The 18397-nt window shown below is 69.5% G+C and carries 18 protein-coding genes and 1 pseudogene; 7 read left to right on the top strand and 12 right to left on the bottom strand.

Annotated features, from left to right (window positions below; translation table 11 throughout):
* Positions 1 to 102: 102 nt before the first annotated feature.
* The 4 genes from BJ992_RS06810 to BJ992_RS32620 all read right to left on the bottom strand — a co-directional run bounded on the left by BJ992_RS06810 (position 103) and on the right by BJ992_RS32620 (position 4225).
* Positions 103 to 1170: a BMP family lipoprotein gene (locus BJ992_RS06810; RefSeq protein WP_246496542.1), complete on the bottom strand. Its 1068-nt coding sequence runs from the start codon at positions 1168 to 1170 to the stop codon at positions 103 to 105.
* A gap of 242 nt (positions 1171 to 1412) precedes the next feature.
* Positions 1413 to 2654, bottom strand: coding sequence for an amidohydrolase (locus tag BJ992_RS06805; RefSeq protein ID WP_184979079.1), 1242 nt, complete (start codon positions 2652 to 2654; stop codon positions 1413 to 1415).
* Entirely contained in the window at positions 2641 to 3822 is a 1182-nt protein-coding gene (locus BJ992_RS06800; protein WP_184979078.1) for a glutamate--cysteine ligase, read from the bottom strand. The genes BJ992_RS06805 and BJ992_RS06800 overlap by 14 nt, the downstream gene beginning before the upstream one ends.
* A 142-nt stretch (positions 3823 to 3964) precedes the next feature.
* Entirely contained in the window at positions 3965 to 4225 is a 261-nt protein-coding gene (locus BJ992_RS32620; protein WP_246496540.1) for an SCO4848 family membrane protein, read from the bottom strand.
* A 104-nt stretch (positions 4226 to 4329) separates the two neighbouring features.
* On the opposite strand from BJ992_RS32620, the gene BJ992_RS06790 reads away from it, so the two are divergent.
* Positions 4330 to 5451, top strand: a complete 1122-nt coding sequence (locus BJ992_RS06790; protein WP_246496538.1) for a D-alanyl-D-alanine carboxypeptidase family protein — start codon at positions 4330 to 4332, stop codon at positions 5449 to 5451.
* Here BJ992_RS06790 and BJ992_RS06785 read toward each other — a convergent pair.
* The 3 genes from BJ992_RS06785 to BJ992_RS06775 form a co-directional block, all read right to left on the bottom strand.
* Positions 5442 to 6383 (bottom strand): YihY/virulence factor BrkB family protein, encoded by a 942-nt coding sequence (locus tag BJ992_RS06785; RefSeq protein WP_184979076.1) that lies wholly within the window; start codon positions 6381 to 6383, stop codon positions 5442 to 5444. The two genes, BJ992_RS06790 and BJ992_RS06785, sit on opposite strands and share 10 nt — an antisense overlap.
* Before the next feature lie 105 nt (positions 6384 to 6488).
* Positions 6489 to 7493: a tryptophan--tRNA ligase gene (gene trpS / locus BJ992_RS06780; RefSeq protein WP_184979075.1), complete on the bottom strand. Its 1005-nt coding sequence runs from the start codon at positions 7491 to 7493 to the stop codon at positions 6489 to 6491.
* A gap of 60 nt (positions 7494 to 7553) precedes the next feature.
* Positions 7554 to 8876 (bottom strand): CNNM domain-containing protein, encoded by a 1323-nt coding sequence (locus BJ992_RS06775; protein ID WP_184979074.1) that lies wholly within the window; start codon positions 8874 to 8876, stop codon positions 7554 to 7556.
* 176 nt (positions 8877 to 9052) lie between these two features.
* Here BJ992_RS06775 and galE point away from each other — a divergent pair, with 176 nt between their 5' ends.
* Positions 9053 to 10018: a UDP-glucose 4-epimerase GalE gene (gene galE / locus BJ992_RS06770; protein WP_184979073.1), complete on the top strand. Its 966-nt coding sequence runs from the start codon at positions 9053 to 9055 to the stop codon at positions 10016 to 10018.
* Positions 10019 to 10111: 93 nt separating this feature from the next.
* Positions 10112 to 10279: a hypothetical protein gene (locus tag BJ992_RS06765; RefSeq protein ID WP_184979072.1), complete on the top strand. Its 168-nt coding sequence runs from the start codon at positions 10112 to 10114 to the stop codon at positions 10277 to 10279.
* On the opposite strand, the gene BJ992_RS06760 is transcribed toward BJ992_RS06765, so the two are convergent.
* Both BJ992_RS06760 and BJ992_RS06755 read right to left on the bottom strand, forming a co-directional pair.
* Positions 10233 to 10766: a DUF11 domain-containing protein gene (locus tag BJ992_RS06760; protein ID WP_184979071.1), complete on the bottom strand. Its 534-nt coding sequence runs from the start codon at positions 10764 to 10766 to the stop codon at positions 10233 to 10235. The two genes, BJ992_RS06765 and BJ992_RS06760, sit on opposite strands and share 47 nt — an antisense overlap.
* Positions 10767 to 10898: 132 nt before the next feature.
* Positions 10899 to 12767 (bottom strand): bifunctional serine/threonine-protein kinase/glutamate ABC transporter substrate-binding protein, encoded by a 1869-nt coding sequence (locus BJ992_RS06755; RefSeq protein WP_184979070.1) that lies wholly within the window; start codon positions 12765 to 12767, stop codon positions 10899 to 10901.
* Between the two features lie 758 nt (positions 12768 to 13525).
* Between BJ992_RS06755 and BJ992_RS06750 the strand changes: the two genes are divergently transcribed.
* Entirely contained in the window at positions 13526 to 13918 is a 393-nt protein-coding gene (locus tag BJ992_RS06750; RefSeq protein WP_184979069.1) for a peptidase inhibitor family I36 protein, read from the top strand.
* Between the two features lie 176 nt (positions 13919 to 14094).
* Here the strand turns inward: BJ992_RS06750 and BJ992_RS06745 are convergent, their stop codons facing one another.
* From BJ992_RS06745 to BJ992_RS06735, 3 genes are all read right to left on the bottom strand, one after another.
* On the bottom strand, positions 14095 to 15312 hold the full coding sequence (locus tag BJ992_RS06745; RefSeq protein ID WP_184979068.1) for an NADP-dependent isocitrate dehydrogenase: 1218 nt from the start codon (positions 15310 to 15312) through the stop codon (positions 14095 to 14097).
* 91 nt (positions 15313 to 15403) lie between these two features.
* Positions 15404 to 15682 carry a DUF3017 domain-containing protein gene (locus BJ992_RS06740; protein ID WP_184979067.1) on the bottom strand — a complete coding sequence of 93 codons (279 nt, stop codon included), beginning with the start codon at positions 15680 to 15682 and terminating at the stop codon, positions 15404 to 15406.
* Positions 15669 to 16790 (bottom strand): citrate/2-methylcitrate synthase, encoded by a 1122-nt coding sequence (locus tag BJ992_RS06735; protein WP_184979066.1) that lies wholly within the window; start codon positions 16788 to 16790, stop codon positions 15669 to 15671. Before BJ992_RS06735 ends, BJ992_RS06740 begins: the two co-directional genes overlap by 14 nt.
* Positions 16791 to 16972: 182 nt before the next feature.
* Here BJ992_RS06735 and BJ992_RS06730 point away from each other — a divergent pair, with 182 nt between their 5' ends.
* The 3 genes and pseudogenes from BJ992_RS06730 (at position 16973) to BJ992_RS34160 (ending at position 18342) form a co-directional block, all read left to right on the top strand.
* Positions 16973 to 17620, top strand: a complete 648-nt coding sequence (locus BJ992_RS06730; protein WP_184979065.1) for an FHA domain-containing protein — start codon at positions 16973 to 16975, stop codon at positions 17618 to 17620.
* A 99-nt stretch (positions 17621 to 17719) separates the two neighbouring features.
* Positions 17720 to 18121: pseudogene (locus BJ992_RS34165) on the top strand (Uma2 family endonuclease); the annotation flags it as partial.
* Between the two features lie 62 nt (positions 18122 to 18183).
* On the top strand, positions 18184 to 18342 hold the full coding sequence (locus BJ992_RS34160; RefSeq protein ID WP_343073002.1) for a hypothetical protein: 159 nt from the start codon (positions 18184 to 18186) through the stop codon (positions 18340 to 18342).
* Positions 18343 to 18397 lie beyond the last annotated feature (55 nt).

Here is an 18397-nt window from a genome sequence, read left to right as displayed (position 1 = left end):
GAGGGGGACACCTGACAGTAGCCCAAGGGGCCCGGTGGCACGCCTCCGGGCCCCTGAACACTGGTTACGGCGTCCGCCGTCACCTCTGGAGGAGGGACGAGGTCACTCGGAGGGAACCTTGATCTCGCCGTCGATGATCTTCTGCTTGTAGCCGTCGAGGTCGGTCTTGATGTCGTCGACCTGGCCGCCGGTGGTGGAGAAGTCGACGCCGCCTGCCTTGAGGTCGTAGACCGTCGGGCCCGCCTTGACGCTGTTGTCCACGAAGCTCTTGAGGAAGTCGAACACCGCGACGTCGACCTTCTTGAGCATGGACGTCATGATGACGCCGCGCACCGACTCGTCGGCGGTGAGCGCCTGGTCGGAGTCCACGCCGATGGCCATGGCGTTCGCAGCCTTGGCCGCCTCGAACACGCCGCCACCCGAGCCGCCGGCCGCCTGGTAGACCACGTCGGCGCCGGAGTCGAACATGCCCTCGGCCGCGGTCTTGCCCTTGGCCGGGTCGTTGAAGCCGCCGAAGTCCGGGGGCTGCGTGAGGTACTTGACGTCGATCTTGATGTCGGGCTTCACGGCCTGCGCGCCCTTGGTGTAACCGATCTCGAACTTCTTGATCAGCGGCACCTGCACGCCGCCGACGAAGCCGATGTGGTCCTTCTTGCTCTTCAGGGCCGCCGCGGCACCCACCAGGAACGAACCCTCGTTCTCGGCGAACAGCAGGTTGGAGATGTTGGGACCCTGGGCCGCGTCGTCGACGATCGCGAACTTGGTGTCGGGGAACTCCTTGGCGACCTTCGTGATCGCCTCCGAGTAGGCGAAGCCGATGGCGACGACCGGGTTGTAGCCGCTCTGCGCGAGCAGGCGGAGCCGCTGCTCCTTCTGCGCGCCGGTCTCACCGCTGCCGGCTTCGAGTTCTTTGACCTCGCCGAGGTTCAGCTCGCCCTTGGCCTTGTCGAGTCCCGCGGCGGCGGCGTCGTTGAACGACTGGTCGCCGCGTCCGCCGATGTCGTACGCGAGACCGACCTTGGGGCCCTCGGCGGCCGCAGAAGATGGCGCGGACGCCTCCGGTGACGCGGCGTCCGAACCGTTACCGCCGCCCCCACACGCCGCCAGCGCCATGAGCATGGCACCGGCCGCGGTCGTGGCGGCCAGCTTGCTTGCGTTGATGCGAAGCAAGGTGACTCCTTCCGTGCATTCGCCGTCCAACCTGTGTGCACGCGCGACGAAACGCACGGCAACCCTGCACGGAACATAGTTGTTCGGTAAGGGTTGTCCAAACCGGCACCCAGGTCCGAAACAGGTCCGTTATGCAGCTCTCGCCACCCTGTGACCTGGGAAACCGCACCGGCGGACGGCCGCGGCCACCCGCCGTACCACGAGCCCGGCAGGTCGCGCCGCTCGCGCGGCCGGCGGCCGCGTCAGGCGGTGACGGGTTCGGCCGCGGTGGCGCCGGCCGCGGTGCGGCCACCGTCCCACAGCGCGGTGAGCGCCGTGGCGGCCATCAGGCTCACCCCTGCGCCGATGCAGCGTTCGTCCACGTCGAAGGTGCCCTGGTGGATGTCGAACCGGCCGTTGCTCCCCGGGGTGCGGACGCCGAGCCTGGCGTAGGCGCCTGGCACCGACTCCAGGTACCAGCCGAAGTCCTCGCCGCCGAGCGACTGGGGTGTCGGCACCACGGAGTTCGGGCCGAGCACCTCACCGGCGGCGTCGCTGAGCATCTCGACGCTGGTCTCCTCGTTGATGGTGGGAGGCACGCCGCGGATGTAGTTCATCTCGGCCGTCACGCCGTAGGCGACGGCGACGGAGTCGAGCAGGGACTTGAACAGGTCGGGGGCCTCGTGCCACGCCTGCTCGTCCAGGGTGCGGATCGTGCCTTCGGCCAGGCCGTCGTCGGGGATCGCGTTGGCCACGGACCCGGCCTGGACCCGGCCCCAGACCAGCGAGAGCGAGTGGCGGGGGTCGACGCGGCGGCTCAACGCGGCCGGCAGCTCGGTGACGATCTTGGCGAGCGCGAACACCAGGTCGGCCGTGAGGTGGGGCCGCGCGGTGTGACCGCCGGGGCCGCCGAGCCGCACGCTGACCTTGTCGCAGGCCCCGGTGATGGGGCCGGTGCGCAGGCCCACCCGGCCCACGTCGACCCGGGGGTCGCAGTGCAGGCCGAAGATGCGGTCCACGCCGTTGATGCCGCCGGCCTCCAGCACCTTGAGCGCGCCACCCGGCACGACCTCCTCGGCGGGCTGGAAGATGAGCCTGACCCGGCCCGGCAGCAGACCGGCCGCCGCCTGCTCGGCGAGGAACAGGCCGGTGCCGAGGATGATCGCGGTGTGCACGTCGTGGCCGCAGGCGTGGCAGACGCCGGGGACCGTCGATCGGTACGACACGTCCTTCTCGTCCAGCAGCGGCAGCGCGTCGATGTCGGCGCGCAGCGCGACCGTGGGGCCGTCGCCGCTGCCGATGTCGCAGATCAGGCCGGTGCCGCGCGGCAGCGGCACCGGGGTGAGGCCGGCCTGCTCCAGCCGCGTGGCGATGCGCTCGGTGGTGCGGTGCTCGACGAAGCCGAGCTCGGGGTGTGCGTGCAGGTCGCGCCGGAACTCGATGAGGTCCCGGTCGTTCGCGTTCAGGAACGCGCCGAGCTGCCCCCGAAGATCACGTGCCTGCATGTCCTATCGCCCCGTTCGAAGTCCTCAGTTCGGTGGTCACGAAGCGGTCCTCCGCGAGCTCGGCGATCGTCGCGTCCACGACGTCGTCGAGGGAACCGCCTCGATCAAGGATCGCGCGCTGGCGTTCGCACGAATTGCCGTGCTCCACGACCTCGCTCACCACGGCGAGTTCGCCGGGGCAGCCGAGCCGCTCGGCCATCGGCGCCAGATCCCGGCAGAGCTCGTAGAGCATGTCACGCATCGGCGCGGTGGAGCCGTGGTCGTCGGTGATGACGTTCGCGTCGAGGCCGTACCGTGTGGCCCGCCACTTGTTGTCGCGCACCACCCACGGAGCGGGGTGCGGTAGCCGGTAACCGCGGTCGAGCTGCTGGTCGAACTGCTGCACCAGGCACTGCGACAACGCCGTCACCATGCCGACCTCGCGGGGGGTCGGTATGCCGTCGAACATGCGAATCTCAATCGTGCCGAAGTTGGGCTGTGGACGGATGTCCCACCACACCTCTTTTATGCTTCTGATGGTCCCGGCGCGGATAAGGGTGTCCATGTATTCCTCGAACCCCGACCAGTCCGCCAGCATCTGCGGCGGTCCAGCCGTGGGCAGGGAGCCGAAAACTATGGCCCGGCTGGAGGCGAGCCCGGTGTCTTGGCCGCCCCAGTACGGGCTGGAGGCCGTCAGCGCGAGGAAATGCGGCAGGTAGGCCGCAAGTGCGTTGACGATGGGGATGACTTTATCCCGATCGCGCACCCCCACGTGGACATGTACGCCAAATGTTTGGATCCGCCATGCCAGCCACTGCATCTCTTCGACGAGCTCGGCGTACCGCTGGACCGGCGCGTACACCGCGTCGCGCCAGTCGCTGATGGCGTGGGTGCCGGTGCAGGCCAGCGCGGTGCCGCGCGGTGCGACGGCCTCACGCAGCCGGTCGATGGTGCCGGTGAGGTCGCGCACGGCCTCCGACACGGTGTTGTGCACGTCGGTGATGACCTCGATCTGGGACTGCATCAGCTCGTGCATCACCTTGGGCCGCGGCGACTCGCTGAGCTCAGGCACGGCCTCCAGCACCGCTTTGGCGTCCTGGCGGAGCCGTCGTGTGTGCGTGTCGACAAGCTGGAGCTCCCACTCGACACCCAATGTGGGGCCGCGCGAAGAGTTGAACTGGATCGCCACAGCAGCCTCCAACCGCGATGCTCTCAGGCCGAGTCTCCGCTCCACCGTGCGAGCGGCCAACCCGTACGGCCCCCGGTCACGGTGTGCCCGCCTCCCATCGGTCCACCCGCGGACAGGTGAAGGGGGATCGGGCCGGGAATGCTCAGGGTGGACCGTGAACCGGCCGCTCACCGTCTCTGCCCGGGGACGCGTACGCGGCCGGCCCGGCGCCACGCCACGCACGCAGGCCGATGACGCCGAGCACTCCGGCGAGGACGAGGTTGACCGCGATGAGGACGCCGTGCACGACATAGAAGGCCGTCGGGTGGCCGTCGGCGAGGTTGAGACCGAGGTTGATCCACTCGAAGACCATGAAGGCGGCCAGCACCACCAGGAAGCCGGCGACACGTCGTGTGATCCTCACCCGTTCCATCCTACCGCCGTGGTTACCGACCAGCACATTCACGATCTTTGTCGTGTCTTGCCCCAGATGAAAAGCGACAAAGTTACGCTGAGTTCCCTATGGGGATGAAACACGTGCCAATGATCGGCGCGCTGGCGCTGGCCGCGAGCCTCACGTTCGTCGTGCCGTCACCGGCCGTGGCGGACGCCTACGACAACCCGCCGATCGGCGGCGCGCTGCTCGGGGGCCGCGGCGTGATCGTGGACCAGACGGCGCGGAAGCTGCCGAAGACCGAGGCCTCGGCCTTCGTGGTCGCCGACGCCGACACCGGCGAGGTGCTCGCCGCCAAGAACCCCCATGGCCGCTTCCTGCCGGCCAGCACCTTGAAGGCGCTGACCGCGCTCACGCTGATCCCGAAGCTCGACCGCAAGAAGATGGTCAAGCCCAGCCAGGACGCCTGCAACCAGGAAGGCAGCGCCGTCGGCCTCACCCCGCGCAAGATCTACACGGTGGACGACCTGTTCCGCGCGCTGATGATGGTGTCGGGCAACGACGCCGCGGTGGCGCTGGCCGAGGCCAACGGCGGCCTGCCGAAGACGCTCGCCGACATGAACGCCGAGGCCCGGCGGATCCAGGCCATGGACACCGTCGCCAAGACACCGAACGGCCTGGACAAGCCGGGACAGAGCAGCTCGGCGTACGACCTGGCGCTCATCGCGCGCGCCGGGCTCGCCGACCCCGCCTTCCGCAAGTACGTCGGGACGAAGGTGGCGGACTTCCCCGCACCCAAGGGGCACTACCAGATCGCCAACCACAACCGGCTGCTCGGCCGCTACCCCGGCATGCTCGGCGTGAAGAACGGCTGGACGAGCAAGGCGCTCGGCAGTTTCATCGGCGCCGCGCGGCGCGACGGCCACACGATCATCGTCACGGTGATGCGGCACGAGGGCTCGTTCTGGCCGGAGGTCCAGGACCTGCTCGACTGGGGCTTCGCGGCCCGGGGCCGTACCGCGGCCGTCGGCACGCTCGTCGGCCCGATCCCGGCGGCCAAGCCGACCCGTCCCGTCGGCGGGCCGCCGACCCCCGCTCCGGCGGTGTCCAGGCCCGCGGACGCCGCCGGGGAGTCCTCCTCCGCCGGCGCCGCCGGGGTGGCCGTGATCGGTGTCGCCGCGCTCGGCGGCCTCGCCTGGCTCGGGTACGGCCTGCGCCGCCGCCGCTCACGCGGCCGGGGCTCCGCTCAGGTGTAGGCGGTCGCCGGGGCCGGGGACGGCGCCGGCGGCGGTGAGCCACCCGCGGTGGCGGTCCACGCGGTCACGTACATCGTCCAGCGGGCCGACAGGTTGATCCACACCAGCAGGCCCACCACCACGGCGAACGTGCCGTAGATCGGATTGTTGAGCGTGCCGGACAGCAGCAGGTTGGCGAGCTGCTTCAGCACACCGAACCCGACCGCGCCGAGCAGCGCGCCTTTGAGCAGGGCCCGGCGCGACCCGGTGAGCCGGCCGAGCCAGCCGAGGATCACCAGGAAGACCAGCGTGTCCGCCAGCAGTGCGATCACCAGGGCCGCGACCCGGACCAGCACCGTGCCGACGACCGACGGGCCGAGCCCGAACCAGCCGAGCACCGTGCCGGTGGCCGACACGGCGAACCCGCCGGCCAGGACCGACAGCATGAGGGTGACGCCGACCAGCAGCAAGGCCACCAGGTCGCGCAACCTGCCGATGATCATGCTCACCGGCGGCTCGGACGTCATGGTCATGTCGCGCATCGCCTCACGCAGCGCGTCCAGCGCGCCGAGCCCGGCGTACAGCAGGCCGACCAGGCCGATGAGGCCCGCCTCGACGCGCGCGTCGGCGAGCTGATCGACACGCAGCGAGCCGGCGAGGCCGGGAAGCTGCTGGTTCAACGCGGCGATCAGCGTGCGCCTGGCGCCTTCGCGGAACGCGATGACGTAGCCGAACACCGAGAACGCCAGCGCCAGCAGCGGGAAGAACGACAGGAACGCGAAGTACGTCACCGCGCCGGCCAGCCGGTCCCCCCGCTGAGCCTGGTACCGGTGGACGGTGCGCAGCAGATGGTCGAACCAGGCCCAGCGCACGCGGTACAGCGCGAGCCGCCGCCGGCCCCAACCCTTGACGCTCTCGATCCGCCGCGTCACCGAGGCCCACGCACCCGCCATGCCGACCCCCTACTTCACCAGGCGAGGAGCACGCCTGGTCTGCCGGGGCCTACCACCGGCGGGCCGCCGCAAACCTCCCGTGCGCCGGACCGGCCCGGGTGGACGTCAGACGCGCGGCAGGAAACCGACCCGCTCGCGCACCAGCTGCATGGTCTCGGCGGCCACCTCACCGGCGCGGCGCGCGCCGACGGCGAGCAGGCGGTCCAGCTCGGTCTCGTTGGCCAGGAGCTTCTCGGTGCGCTCGCGGATCGGGGCGAAGGCGTCCACGACGACCTGCGCGACCTCTTTCTTGAAGGTGCCGTAGCCCTGGCCCGCGTACCGCGTCTCCAGCTCGGGCACCGGCGTGCCGGTGAGCGCCGACTGGATGCGCAGCAGGTTGGTCACGCCGGGCTTGTTCACGGGGTCGGCGACGACCTCGGACCCGGTGTCGGTGACGGCGCGCATGATCTTCTTGGAGAGGACGCGCGGCTCCTCGAGCAGCTCCAGCAGGCCCTGCGGGCTGGAGGAGCTCTTGGACATCTTGGCCAGCGGGTCCTGGAGGTCGGTGATCTTCTCGACCTCCTTGGGGGTGAACGCCGACGGCACGACGAACGTCTCGCCGTACCGGCTGTTGAACCGCTGCGCGAGGTCGCGGGTGAGCTCCAGGTGCTGCTTCTGGTCGGCCCCCACCGGCACCTGGTCGGCCTGGTACATCAGGATGTCGGCCGCCTGGAGGATCGGGTAGGTGAACAGCCCCACCCCGGCCGCGCTCTCGCCGTACCGCGCCGCCTTGTCCTTGAACTGCGTCATGCGGCCGGCCTCCCCCATGCCGGTGTTGCAGATGAGGATCCACGTGAGCTCGCTGTGCTCACGGACCTGGCTCTGCACGAACAGCGTGCTGCGCTCGGGGTCGAGACCGGCCGCGAACAGCTGCGCGGCGGTGAGCCTGGTGCGCTGCCGCAGCTCCGCGGCCGTCGGGTGGACGGTGATCGCGTGGAGGTCGGCGATGAAGTAGAACGCGTCGTGCGTCTCCTGCATGGCGACCCACTGGCGGACGGCACCCAGGTAGTTGCCGAGGTGCAGCGAGTCGCCGGTGGGCTGGATGCCGGAGAGAACACGAGGTTTGGCCATAGCACACAATTCTGTCAGGACTCCGGACCCGATCGCGACCTGGTTAGGCCGACCGGCGGATCAGTCGCCGGGATCCGGCGGCGGTTCGGTCTCGTCGTTGAGCGGCGTCGTCCTGGTGACCCGGACCCGCGCGACGCGCCGTCCGTCCATCTCGGTCACCACGAGCGAGAAGCCGGAGCCGCGCACCTCGTCCCCCACCTCGGGAAGGTGGCCGAGCCGGGCCATGACGTACCCGGCGAGCGTCTCGTACGGCCCGTCGTCCAGCCGGATGCCGGTCTCGCCGGCGAAGTCGTCGAGGTTGACCAGCCCGTCGACCTCCATCTCACCTGACACCATGCGCACGGGTTTGCCATGAGGGTCGTACTCGTCACGGATGTCCCCGATGAGCTGTTCCATCAGGTCCTCCATGGTGACGATCCCGGCGGTGCCGCCGAACTCGTCCACCACGATGGCCAGGTGCTGTCCGTCGTCACGCATCTCGGTCAGCGTGGCGAGCACCCGTTTGGACGCCGGCAGCAGCTTGACCGGCCGGATGGGGACCAGTTCGCCGATCGGCTCGATGCGGCCGGTGAGCACCGGGTCCAGCAGATCGCGTACGTGAACGAATCCCACGATGTCGTCATAGGACCGCCGGAACACCGGGAAGCGGGAGTGCGGCATGGCGGCGGCCAGGATCGCGGCCTCGGCGAGCGGCGTGTCCACGGACATGAACTCCACCTCGGTGCGCGGCAGCATGACCTCCCGCAGGTGGCGCTTGCCGGCCGCGAACACCTCGTCGATCAGGTCGCGCTCGTCGGGGGTCAGCTCCTCGTGGCCGACCACCATGTCGCGCAGTTCCTCAGTGGTGACCGCGGCCCGGTCCTCCTCGGGGTTGCCGCCGAGCAGCCGCACCACGCCGTCGGTGGACTTCGACAGCACCCAGATGACCGGCCGCGACAGGGTGGCGAGCCGGTCGAGGAACGGCGCGACCAGGATCGACAGGCCCTCGGCCTGCTGGCGTGCCAGCCGTTTCGGCGCCAGCTCGCCGAGCACCAGCGTGACGTACGAGATGGCCAGCGTGACGATCAGCAGTGCGAGCGGTCCCGCGGCGGCGCGCGGCACCCACGTGCCGGCGAGCACGGGTTCGAGCTGCGCGGCGAGGGTGTCGGCGCCGACCGCCGCCGACGCCGCGGTGGCGACGGTGACGCCGATCTGCACCGACGAGAGGAACCGGTTGGGGTCGCGGGCCAGCTTGGCCACCCGTGCGCCGCGCCTGCCTTCGTCCGCCAGCTTGCGTATCTGGCTCTCCCGCAGGGAGACCAGCGCCATCTCCGCGGCTGCGAAGAAGCCGCCGATCAGGACGAAGGCGAGGACCAGGGCGATGTTCGCCGCGACGTTCTGCACGGATCAGAGGTCCGTTCACGATTCGGGCCAGACGATGATTGCGTCAGAGTACCCGCTGCCTACCCGCTGTCCCGTGCCGCATCCCCGGACGGAGCAACGTAAGCTGGACAGCGGATCGAACAGGAACCAACACGTTCCAAAAAGGTCGAACACCTTCTTCGGGAGAGGACGGACACGTGAAGCTGCTGGTCACCGGAGGCGCCGGATACGTCGGGAGCGCGGTGGCCGCACGCCTCGTGGACACCGGTCACGAGGTCACCGTCCTCGACGACCTGTCCACCGGCCACGCCGACGCCGTCCCGCCGGGGGCCGGGTTCGTCCAGGCGTCGATCACCGAGGCCGGGCCGGTGCTCGAGGACGGCTTCGACGGCGTGCTCCACTTCGCCGCCAAGTCGCTGGTCGGCGAGTCGGTGAAACTTCCAGGGCTGTACTGGTCGGCCAACCTCGGCGGCACACTCGCGCTGCTCGACGCCGTGCGCGAGGCCGGCGTGCCGCGCGTCGTGTTCTCCTCCACCGCCGCGACCTATGGCGAGCCCGAGCGCACCCCCATCGAGGAGACCGACCCCACCCGTCCAACCAACCCCTACGGCGCCTCCAAGCTGGCCGTGGACACCGCGCTCACGGCGTACGCGGGACTGCACGGCATCGGAGCGGTCAGCCTGCGCTATTTCAACGTCGCCGGCGCGCACACCGCCGCCGACGGACGCGTGTACGGCGAGCGGCACACCGTGGAGACCCATCTGATCCCCAACGTCCTCGCGGTCGCGCTCGGCCGGCGCACGTCGGTCGACGTGTACGGCGTCGACTACCCCACCCCCGACGGCACCTGCGTGCGCGACTACATCCACATCACCGACCTCGCCGAGGCCCACCTGCTCGCGCTCGACGCCTGCCGGCCGGGGGTCCACGAGATCTACAACCTCGGCAGCGGCACCGGGTTCTCCGTGAACGAGGTCGTGTCGGCGTGCCGGGAGGTCACCGGCCATCCGATCCCCGCGCAGGTGCGCGAGCGCCGGCCCGGCGACCCGGCGGTGCTGGTGGCGTCCTCGGAGCGCATCCGGCGCGAACTCGGCTGGAAACCCTCGCACACCGACCTGGACACCATCATCTCCGACGCCTGGGCCGCCGTACGGCCCGACTGACACGGACATCCAGGGACACGGACCGGTCAAGAAACAAAGTCACGTTCTGCGAAACCTGTGTCTCTCTGTGTCATCTGTGGTGTGATCTCCTGCGTGGCCAGAGCCGGAACCTTCCCGACCTTTGTGGTGAGACTCGCCTTCGCCGCGCTGATCCTGCTCGGCGCCATGGTGTCGGCGGCCGGCGCGGTCTTCGCCACGACCCGGGGGCCGCACGTCACCCCCGGCACCGACTGCACCGCGCGACACCATCCGTCCGCCTGACCTCCGGCCGTGGCCGGTTCGCCAGCCGGGCCGGCGCGATCCTCGTGACCAGTTCGACGTGGTTGTCCACCTCGTTGCCGTCCCTGGCGTCGGAGGTGAGACGCGCGCCGGCACGCAACGGTCCCCGCGCGCTCGCACGCACCTTGCCGAGCACCGTCAGCTCACCCGAGCCGCCGGACGGGATGTCGGCGTCCGAGGGGCACACCACCTCGTTCCGTGTCGCACCGGGGTGGCAGGCCGCCACGTCGACGTACTTGATGTCCACGTCACCCGGCACGTTGACCGTCAGCACCGGCAGCACCGCGTCCCCCGGCCCCGAGTTGCGCACCCGCACCCGGTAGGTGAGCCAGTGGCCCGGCTGGGCCACCTGCGGCGCGACCGTGATGCGCACCGACAGATCGGCCCCCGCCGAGCGCCACGGGACCGGCGGCACCCCGGCGCCGGCGAGAAGGACGAGACCGGCGACTCCCGCCGTGAGAAGACCCATTGATGGACGACCCCCATAAGTTCGCCACCAATTGAACGCCTCCCGGCACACCTCGCACCCGTCCCGACACGCGGCGCCGCTCCCGGCGAACCCCAGGCACCGGTAAAGATCGCTTGGCGTGGGGTCGCGGCGTCACTTGCAGGCGGCGAGATCCGGCATGCGCGTCTCGGCGCGGAAGTCCACCCGGCCGAAGTGCTTCTTCAGCAGCGCCGCCACCGTGCCGTCCCGGTACATCTGCATGACGGCCCCTCGCACGGCCCGGCAGGTGCGCACGTCCCCCTTCTTGATCGCCACGCCGTACCGTTCGTCGGTCAGCCTGGCGCCGAGCACCTTGTACCGGATCGAGTCGCGCTGCGCGAACCCGGCGAGCAGCAGATCGTCCCCCGGCACGGCGTCCACCACGCCGTCGTGGAGCATCACCATGCAGTCGGCGTAGGTGGCCGCGTGGACGAGCCGCACCTTGACCTTGTCCTGCACGATCCCCACCGAGGAACTGGACGCCGGCGAGCACATCGGCCGTCCCGCGAGGTCCGTCACGGTCTCGTACGGGTCACCGGCCCTGACCAGCAGATCGACGTGCGCCGTGTAGTACGGCCCCGCGAACGTCACCGGGTCGTCGTTGATCGAGTAGGTGGCGATCACCAGGTCGGCCTTGCCGGAGTCCAGCATGCCGACCCGCTCGGCCCTGCTCGACGCGCGGAACGTCACACCCTCCGCCGGTACCCCGAGCTGCTCGGCGATGTAGGTGCCGACGTCCACCTCGAAACCGCGCCACGTCCCCTGGTTGTCGAGCGCGACCCCCGGCACGAAGTCGCGCATCGCGATGGTGATCTTCTTGGTGGCCGCCACCTTGTCGGCCACGGACCGGAACGACGTGGGGGTGACCGCAGGCGTCGGCGATTCCCCGGCCGGCGCCGACGGGCTCGCGGACGGCGTGGCCGCGACACCGTACGGGCCCCACTTCCAGACGGCCACGGCTCCCCCGCCGGCCGTCACCAGCAGCGCGGCGGCCACCGCGGCCCACCGGCGCGCACCCCCGCGCCGCCGTGCCGCCGGCGCCGCCGGCGCCGCGGTCGCCGGAGGAGCGACCTGTGTGGGGGCCGCCGCGCTCTCCAGCCCCTCGGTCAGCAGCGCCGTGGACACGGGGACCGCCGGACGGGACCCCCGGCCGAGCAGCCGCAGCAGGATCTCGTCGGAGGTGGGCCGCTCGGCGGGCTCCTTGACCAGACCGGCCCGCACCACACCGCGCAGCGGCTCGGGTAACCCGCTGAGGTCGGCCTCGTCGTTCAGCACCCGGTTGAGCACCGCCGCGATGGAGTTGCCGCCGAACGGCACGACCCCCGTCGCCGCGAACGCCACCGTGGCCCCCCAGGCGAACACGTCGGCGGCCGGCCCGACCTCGCCGCCGGAGATCTGCTCAGGCGCCATGTAGGCCGGCGTCCCCACGGCCCTGCTGGTGATCGTGCCGGTGGAGTCCAGGATGCGCGCGATGCCGAAGTCGACCACCCGCGCGCCGTCGGCCGCCATCAGCACGTTGTCCGGCTTGAAGTCCCTGTGCACGATCCCCGCGTGGTGGATGGCCGTCAACGCCGTCGCCGTCCCCACCGCCAGCCGCTCCAGCGCACTGCCGCGCAGCGGCCCGCCGGCCTCCACGGTCTCCCGCAGCGAACGACCCTCGATGTACTCACTCGCGATGTACGGCGTGTCCCCGTCCAGGTCGGCCTGCACCACCCGCGCCGTGCAGAACGACGAGACCCGCTCGGCCGCCTTCAACTCCCGCGCGAACCGCGAGCGCGCCGTCAGGTCCCCGCTGAACTTCACATGCAGCAGCTTCACCGCCACCCGCACCCCGTCGTCGTCCCGACCGAGGTAGACGACCCCCTGCCCCCCCTCCCCGAGCCGCCCGACAAGGCTGAAGGGCCCAAGCTGCCGTGGATCACCCCGCCCCAGCGGCTCAACCGGCATCCCGCGTTCCCCCGCGTAGTAGGGCCAAGAACTCAACACCAGAACTTTACGGCCCCTTGGCACTCTGCCAGCCTGCCGAGACCACGCCGTGACCTCCACTTCCCCGGCCGTCGCCTGAGATCCGTTCTCCGCCGCCGGGCCGCCGGGAGGCGGCCCCCCCTCCCGGTGCGACCTTCCGGCGGCGGAGAGATGCGTGCAGGCACGCGAGGAGACCTTCCGTGCGCGGGGTGGACCTCATGCCAGGCGCACAATTCCACAATTCCCGCGAATGGCCGCTTGACCGAGGTGTTGCGGACGTAGTCAATGATGTGTTAATTTTCTGCACGTTCGACTGCTCGGTAAGTGATTCTGTTTCTCCACCATTCGACTGCGTACGGGGACGCCGTGAGTGTGAGAAAGGCACTGTTCAGAGCCACGACGCCGGAGCCCTGGCGACTCAAGGGCCACCCGGACCGCTTTCCATCGAACCGTCGCAGGGCACGGCTCAGCCGCTCATCGCCCCATTGCGCCTACCCTCCGGAAATTCCCTCCAAACCTTGACCGTAGTCATGTACGCACCGGTCACGGCCGGTGAGGTGCACTTACGCGTACCCCGCCGTGCGGGACGCGTGCGACTCCCGTCGCATTTCCACCACCTGTCGCGCTGACATCCGTTCCCCTTTTCAGCGTGGCCGAGACCACTTGCCGAGCAAAGGCGCGCATGCGCCGCCGCGTTATGCGCCAGGTGACGGAAATTCATTTCCTCATCACCGTCAGAGTTTCATCGCGCCATTCGAGCCAAAGGGAGAGAAAAAGTGAGGACTTCAAGGACCAATCGCAAGAGCAGGTTCGCGGTCGCGGCGTCACTGGCGGCGGCGGCACTGTTCGCCGGCGGCCTCACCGCCCCCCCGGCTGCCGCCTCGGCGCTCGACGGGTCGTGCGACTTCACCCGCACCCTCTGCTTATTCGAGGGCTACGACTTCACCGGCGCGAGGTTCACCACGCAGTCGTTGAATCCTCCCGCGGGTGTCTGTGTCAACCTCGCGACACACGGCTGGGGGTCGGGACGGGCCCACTCGGCGATCAACACCGCCACCACGACCGCCACGCTGTGGACCAACACCGACTGCACCGGCGTTCCCATGCCGCTGTACCCCGGCGAGTACGACGACATCGACCTCAACTCGAACAGCGTCTTCGTGTACTGATCCCCAGAGGGCATCGAACTGCGGGGGAGGGCCACGAGCGGCGGCCCTCCCCGCGCGCACGCCGCTCCCCGGTGCGGCACGTCCCCGGCCGCACCATGCCACGGGGTTGCACAGCGACCCCCGGACACGAAACGGCCCCTACCGGCGGCAGAGCCGCAGGTAGGGGCCGAATTCAGTCAGGAGGCCATCTTCTTCCTCAGGTTCTCGTCCAACGCGGCGAGGAAGTCCTGGGTGGTGAGCCACTTGGCGTCGTCGCCGACGATGATGGCGAGGTCCTTGGTCATCTGGCCGGATTCGACGGTCTCGACGCACACCTTTTCCAAGGTGTCGGCGAAGGCGGTGACCTCGGGCTGGTCGTCCAGCTTGCCGCGGTGGGCGAGGCCCCTGGTCCAGGCGAAGATGGACGCGATCGGGTTGGTGGAGGTGGGCTTGCCCTGCTGGTGCTGGCGGTAGTGGCGGGTCACGGTGCCGTGTGCGGCCTCGGCCTCCACGGTGCGGCCGTCGGGGGACATGAGGACCGAGGTCATCAGGCCGAGGGAGCCGAAGCCCTGCGCGACGGTGTCGGACTGGACGTCGCCGTCGTAGTTCTTGCAGGCCCAGACGTAGCCGCCTTCCCACTTCATCGCCTGCGCGACCATGTCGTCGATCAGGCGGTGCTCGTAGGTGATGCCGGCGGCCTCGAAGTCGGCCTTGAACTCGGCCTCGTACACCTCGGCGAAGAGATCCTTGAAGCGGCCGTCGTAGGCCTTCAGGATCGTGTTCTTGGTCGAGAGGTAGACCGGGTAGCCGCGGTCGAGGCCGTAGCGCATGGAGGCGCGCGCGAAGTCGCGGATCGACTGGTCCAGGTTGTACATCGCGAGCGCGACACCGGGGCCGGGGAAGTCGTAGACGTCGAGCTCGATGGGGGCCGAGCCGTCGGAGGGGGTGAAGGTCAGGGTCAGCGTGCCCTCGCCGGGGACCTTGAGGTCGGTGGCGCGGTACTGGTCGCCGAAGGCGTGACGGCCGATCACGATGGGCTTGGTCCAGCCGGGGACCAGCCGCGGCACGTTGGACATGATGATCGGCTCACGGAAGACCACGCCGCCGAGGATGTTGCGGATCGTGCCGTTCGGCGACCGCCACATCTTCTTGAGTCCGAACTCCTCGACCCGCGCCTCGTCGGGGGTGATCGTGGCGCACTTCACGCCGACGCCGTACTGCTTGATGGCGTTGGCCGCGTCGACCGTCACCTGGTCGTCGGTGGCGTCACGGTGCTCGATCCCGAGGTCGTAGTACTTCAGATCGACGTCGAGGTAGGGCAGGATCAACTGGTCCTTGATGAACTTCCAGATGATCCGGGTCATCTCGTCGCCGTCGAGTTCGACGACGGGACCCGCTACCTTGATCTTGGGCATGCTTGGGGTTCCCCTTTACAACTGAGCAAATGTCCTTCTTGCGGAATTGGGTGGCGATTGAGGCTATCGGATGGGTATATCCGACAATCCGCTACCCGAAGATCCGCGGCACGGTCAGACTGGCGGCGACCAGTGCCGTCACGACGCCGAGGAGCCCGTAGGTGACGAGGTCGGTGCTCCTGCGGCGCACGGTGAGCAGACTCTCCGTGCGATCCGGAAGGATCACCCGGAGCGCGGCACCCGCGAGCACCGCGAACGCCACGATCATGCCTCCCGCCCAGGCCGGCAGGCCCAGCGCGATCAGCCCGAGGCCGGCGGCCGCACCTCCGAGCACGAGGAGGTACGGCCCCCAGGCTCTACCGCTCGTCAATCGGCATCCACTTCTGATCGCGCTCCCCGATGTACTCACTGTCGGGACGGATCAGCCGGTTGTCGGCGTGCTGCTCGATCACGTGCGCCGTCCAGCCGGCCATACGGCTGACCGAGAAGACCGGTGTGAACAGATCCGTCGGAATGCCAAGGTAGTGGTAGACCGTCGCGGCGTAGAAGTCGACGTTCGGGTAGAGACCCTTCTCCGCCAGGACGACCTCCTCCATCTCCTTCGACATCCGATAGTAGGTGTCGTCCCCCGATGCCTCTCCCAGCTCCCGCGACATCTTGCGCAGATGGGTGGCGCGGGGGTCCTCGGTCTTGTAGACGCGGTGGCCGAAGCCCATGATCTTCTCGCCGGCGGCGAGCTTGTCGCGGACGGCCCGCGCCACTCCCCCGGCGGGGATGCTCTCCAAGGTGCGCATGACCTGCTCGTTGGCGCCGCCGTGCAGGGGGCCCTTGAGGGTGCCGATGGCCGCGACGATCGCCGAGTGCATGTCCGACAAGGTGGCCGCGCACACCCGGGCCGCGAACGTGGACGCGTTCATGGTGTGGTCGGCGTGCAGGGTCAGGCACGCGTCGAAGATCTCGACCGCGCGGGGGTCGGGCTCGCGGCCGGTGATCTGGAGCAGGAAGTTGGCCGCGATGCTCTTCTCCGGTTCCGGCTCGCGGGGGGTCGCGCCGGTGCGGGCCGCGTGGTAGCGCGCGACCAGGATGGGTTGCTGCGCGGTGAGCCTGGCCGCCTTCCTGCGGTTGGCCTCGAGCTCGTTGGAGTTCTTGTCCGGGTCCTCGGCTCCCGCGAGGGACACCAGGCTACGCAGGGCCTCCATGGGCTCCTGCTTCTCCGCGATCTCGGCGATGTTGCTCTCGGCCAGCGCGCCAAGGGTGCGGCCTCTGACGAGTTCCGCCCCGTAGTCGGCGAGCTGCCGTCGCGTGGGGAGCGCGCCGTGCTGGAGCAGGTGCGCGGTCTCTTCGAAGCCGGTGCGGCCGGCGAGGTCGTGGATGTCGTAGCCGCGGTAGAAGAGGCGACCGGCTCGGCCGTCGATGTCGCTCAGCGCTGTTGACGCGGCGACGACATCGGCCAGCCCTTTGGTGGGGTTGTCCGCCATGTGTTGTTTCCTCCGCTTATCGTGGGTCGAAGTCTACCTGTGAGCAGGCAAAACCGTCCGCAGAGGTCCAGACCAATTTCTGCGTTCATTCTCGTTATGGCAAAGGAGATTCCCGTACCCCTCGTTTGGGTAAGCCGGAGCTGTAGCGGAAGTAACGGCGGGCTACCTGGGGAGGAACTGCCGTGGAGGGGCCGTTCATACGCGTCGAGGAGACCGGCGAGGTCATCCCCTTGCGCCCCGAGATAACGACCATCGGCCGAGGCCGAGGGGTCGACGTCAGGCTGGCCGACCCGAGCGTGTCACGACTGCACGCCGAGCTCGTCCGCCGCGGACCGTACCTGTACGTCGTCGACCTGGGCCTGTCCAGGAACGGCACCCGGGTCAACGGCCGGCCGATCGCGAGGCGCGTCCTCGACGACGGCGACGTCGTCAGCTTCGGCGCCGCGCGGTGCCGCGTCGGTGGCGTGCCACGGGAGGACTTCACCCCCGAGGTGGAGCTGCGCCGCGCCGCCGCACCCGAGCTGACCAGGCGAGAGGTGGACGTCCTGACGTCGCTGTGCCGTCCCGCGCTGTCGGACGAGGCCTTCGTGGCCCCCGCGACCGCGCGCGAGATCGCCGACGACCTGGTCGTGACGGAGGCGGCGGTGAAACAGCACCTGCTGCGGCTGTACCAGAAGTTCCGCATCCCCGAGGGGATCAACCGGCGCACCCGCCTCGCCAACGAGGTCGTCGCGCTCGGCCTGGTGCGTCCCACCCCCGTCGTGCCGCCGCAACGCACCTCGGGCCCCGGCGAGTCACCTCCACAGGCGGCCGGCCGACGCGCTTCTTGACCCTCGTCCCACTGGGGACCCGGTCACGGCCGGACACCGCCACCCGGCGTGTTCGTCCGGCTTCGTAGCGAGAGAAGTCCCCGGTGAGCACGCCGCGTAATGTGTACTCTGAAGCACATGACGGTCCTGGTTCGGAGCGACACCGTGACTGATCCTCAGCATCCCGCATGGCTGACGCCTCCGCCTGAGGGCTTCACCGCCGACGACCTCGATCACCTTCCGGATTTGCCTGCGCACACTGAGTTGCTGGATGGAAGCTTGGTGTTCGTGAGTCCGCAGAAAGACTTCCATTCGGTCACCGTCGACCTGCTGGTCATGGCTCTTCGCCTCGCGACCCCTCGTGAGTTCCGCGTGCGCAGAGAGATGAGCATCGTGCTCGGCCCCCGGCAGCGTCCGGAACCTGATGTCGTCGTCCTGCGCACCGGCGCGCTGAACGGCCCCGACGCCACGTTCTACCCGGCGACCGACGTCCTGCTCGTGATCGAGGTCGTGAGCCCTGAGTCCGAGATCCGCGACCACGCGCGCAAGCCTCAGCTGTACGCCGAGGCCGGCATCCCCCACCTGTGCTCGTCGAGCAGCAGCACGGCCTGCCGACGGTGTTCGTCTACGCGCTCGACCCCGCAACCCGCAAGTACGTCGTCAGCAGCGTGCAGCGGGGCTCGTTCAAGGTCGACGTCCCGTTCCCCATCGAGATCGACCTGAACGAGATCGACAAGCTGTGAGGTCCACGGTGCGCGTCGCGGGTGAATGGCCGGCTGAGAGCTCTGACTAGATCGG

This window comes from Sphaerisporangium rubeum (genome assembly GCF_014207705.1).
Taxonomy (GTDB): Bacteria; Actinomycetota; Actinomycetes; order Streptosporangiales; family Streptosporangiaceae; genus Sphaerisporangium; species Sphaerisporangium rubeum.
Note: the sequence above shows the minus strand (reverse complement) of the source record. Positions and strands in the feature narration are given on the sequence as shown.

Coding starts and splice junctions, on each gene's coding strand:
- BJ992_RS06785 (WP_184979076.1), bottom strand. CDS start 6,383: ATGGCGGGTGCGTGGGCCTCGGTGACGCGGCGGATCGAGAGCGTCAAG.
- BJ992_RS06790 (WP_246496538.1), top strand. CDS start 4,330: ATGAAACACGTGCCAATGATCGGCGCGCTGGCGCTGGCCGCGAGCCTC.
- trpS (WP_184979075.1), bottom strand. CDS start 7,493: ATGGCCAAACCTCGTGTTCTCTCCGGCATCCAGCCCACCGGCGACTCG.
- BJ992_RS06735 (WP_184979066.1), bottom strand. CDS start 16,790: ATGGCGGACAACCCCACCAAAGGGCTGGCCGATGTCGTCGCCGCGTCA.
- BJ992_RS06745 (WP_184979068.1), bottom strand. CDS start 15,312: ATGCCCAAGATCAAGGTAGCGGGTCCCGTCGTCGAACTCGACGGCGAC.
- BJ992_RS06760 (WP_184979071.1), bottom strand. CDS start 10,766: ATGGGTCTTCTCACGGCGGGAGTCGCCGGTCTCGTCCTTCTCGCCGGC.
- BJ992_RS06805 (WP_184979079.1), bottom strand. CDS start 2,654: ATGCAGGCACGTGATCTTCGGGGGCAGCTCGGCGCGTTCCTGAACGCG.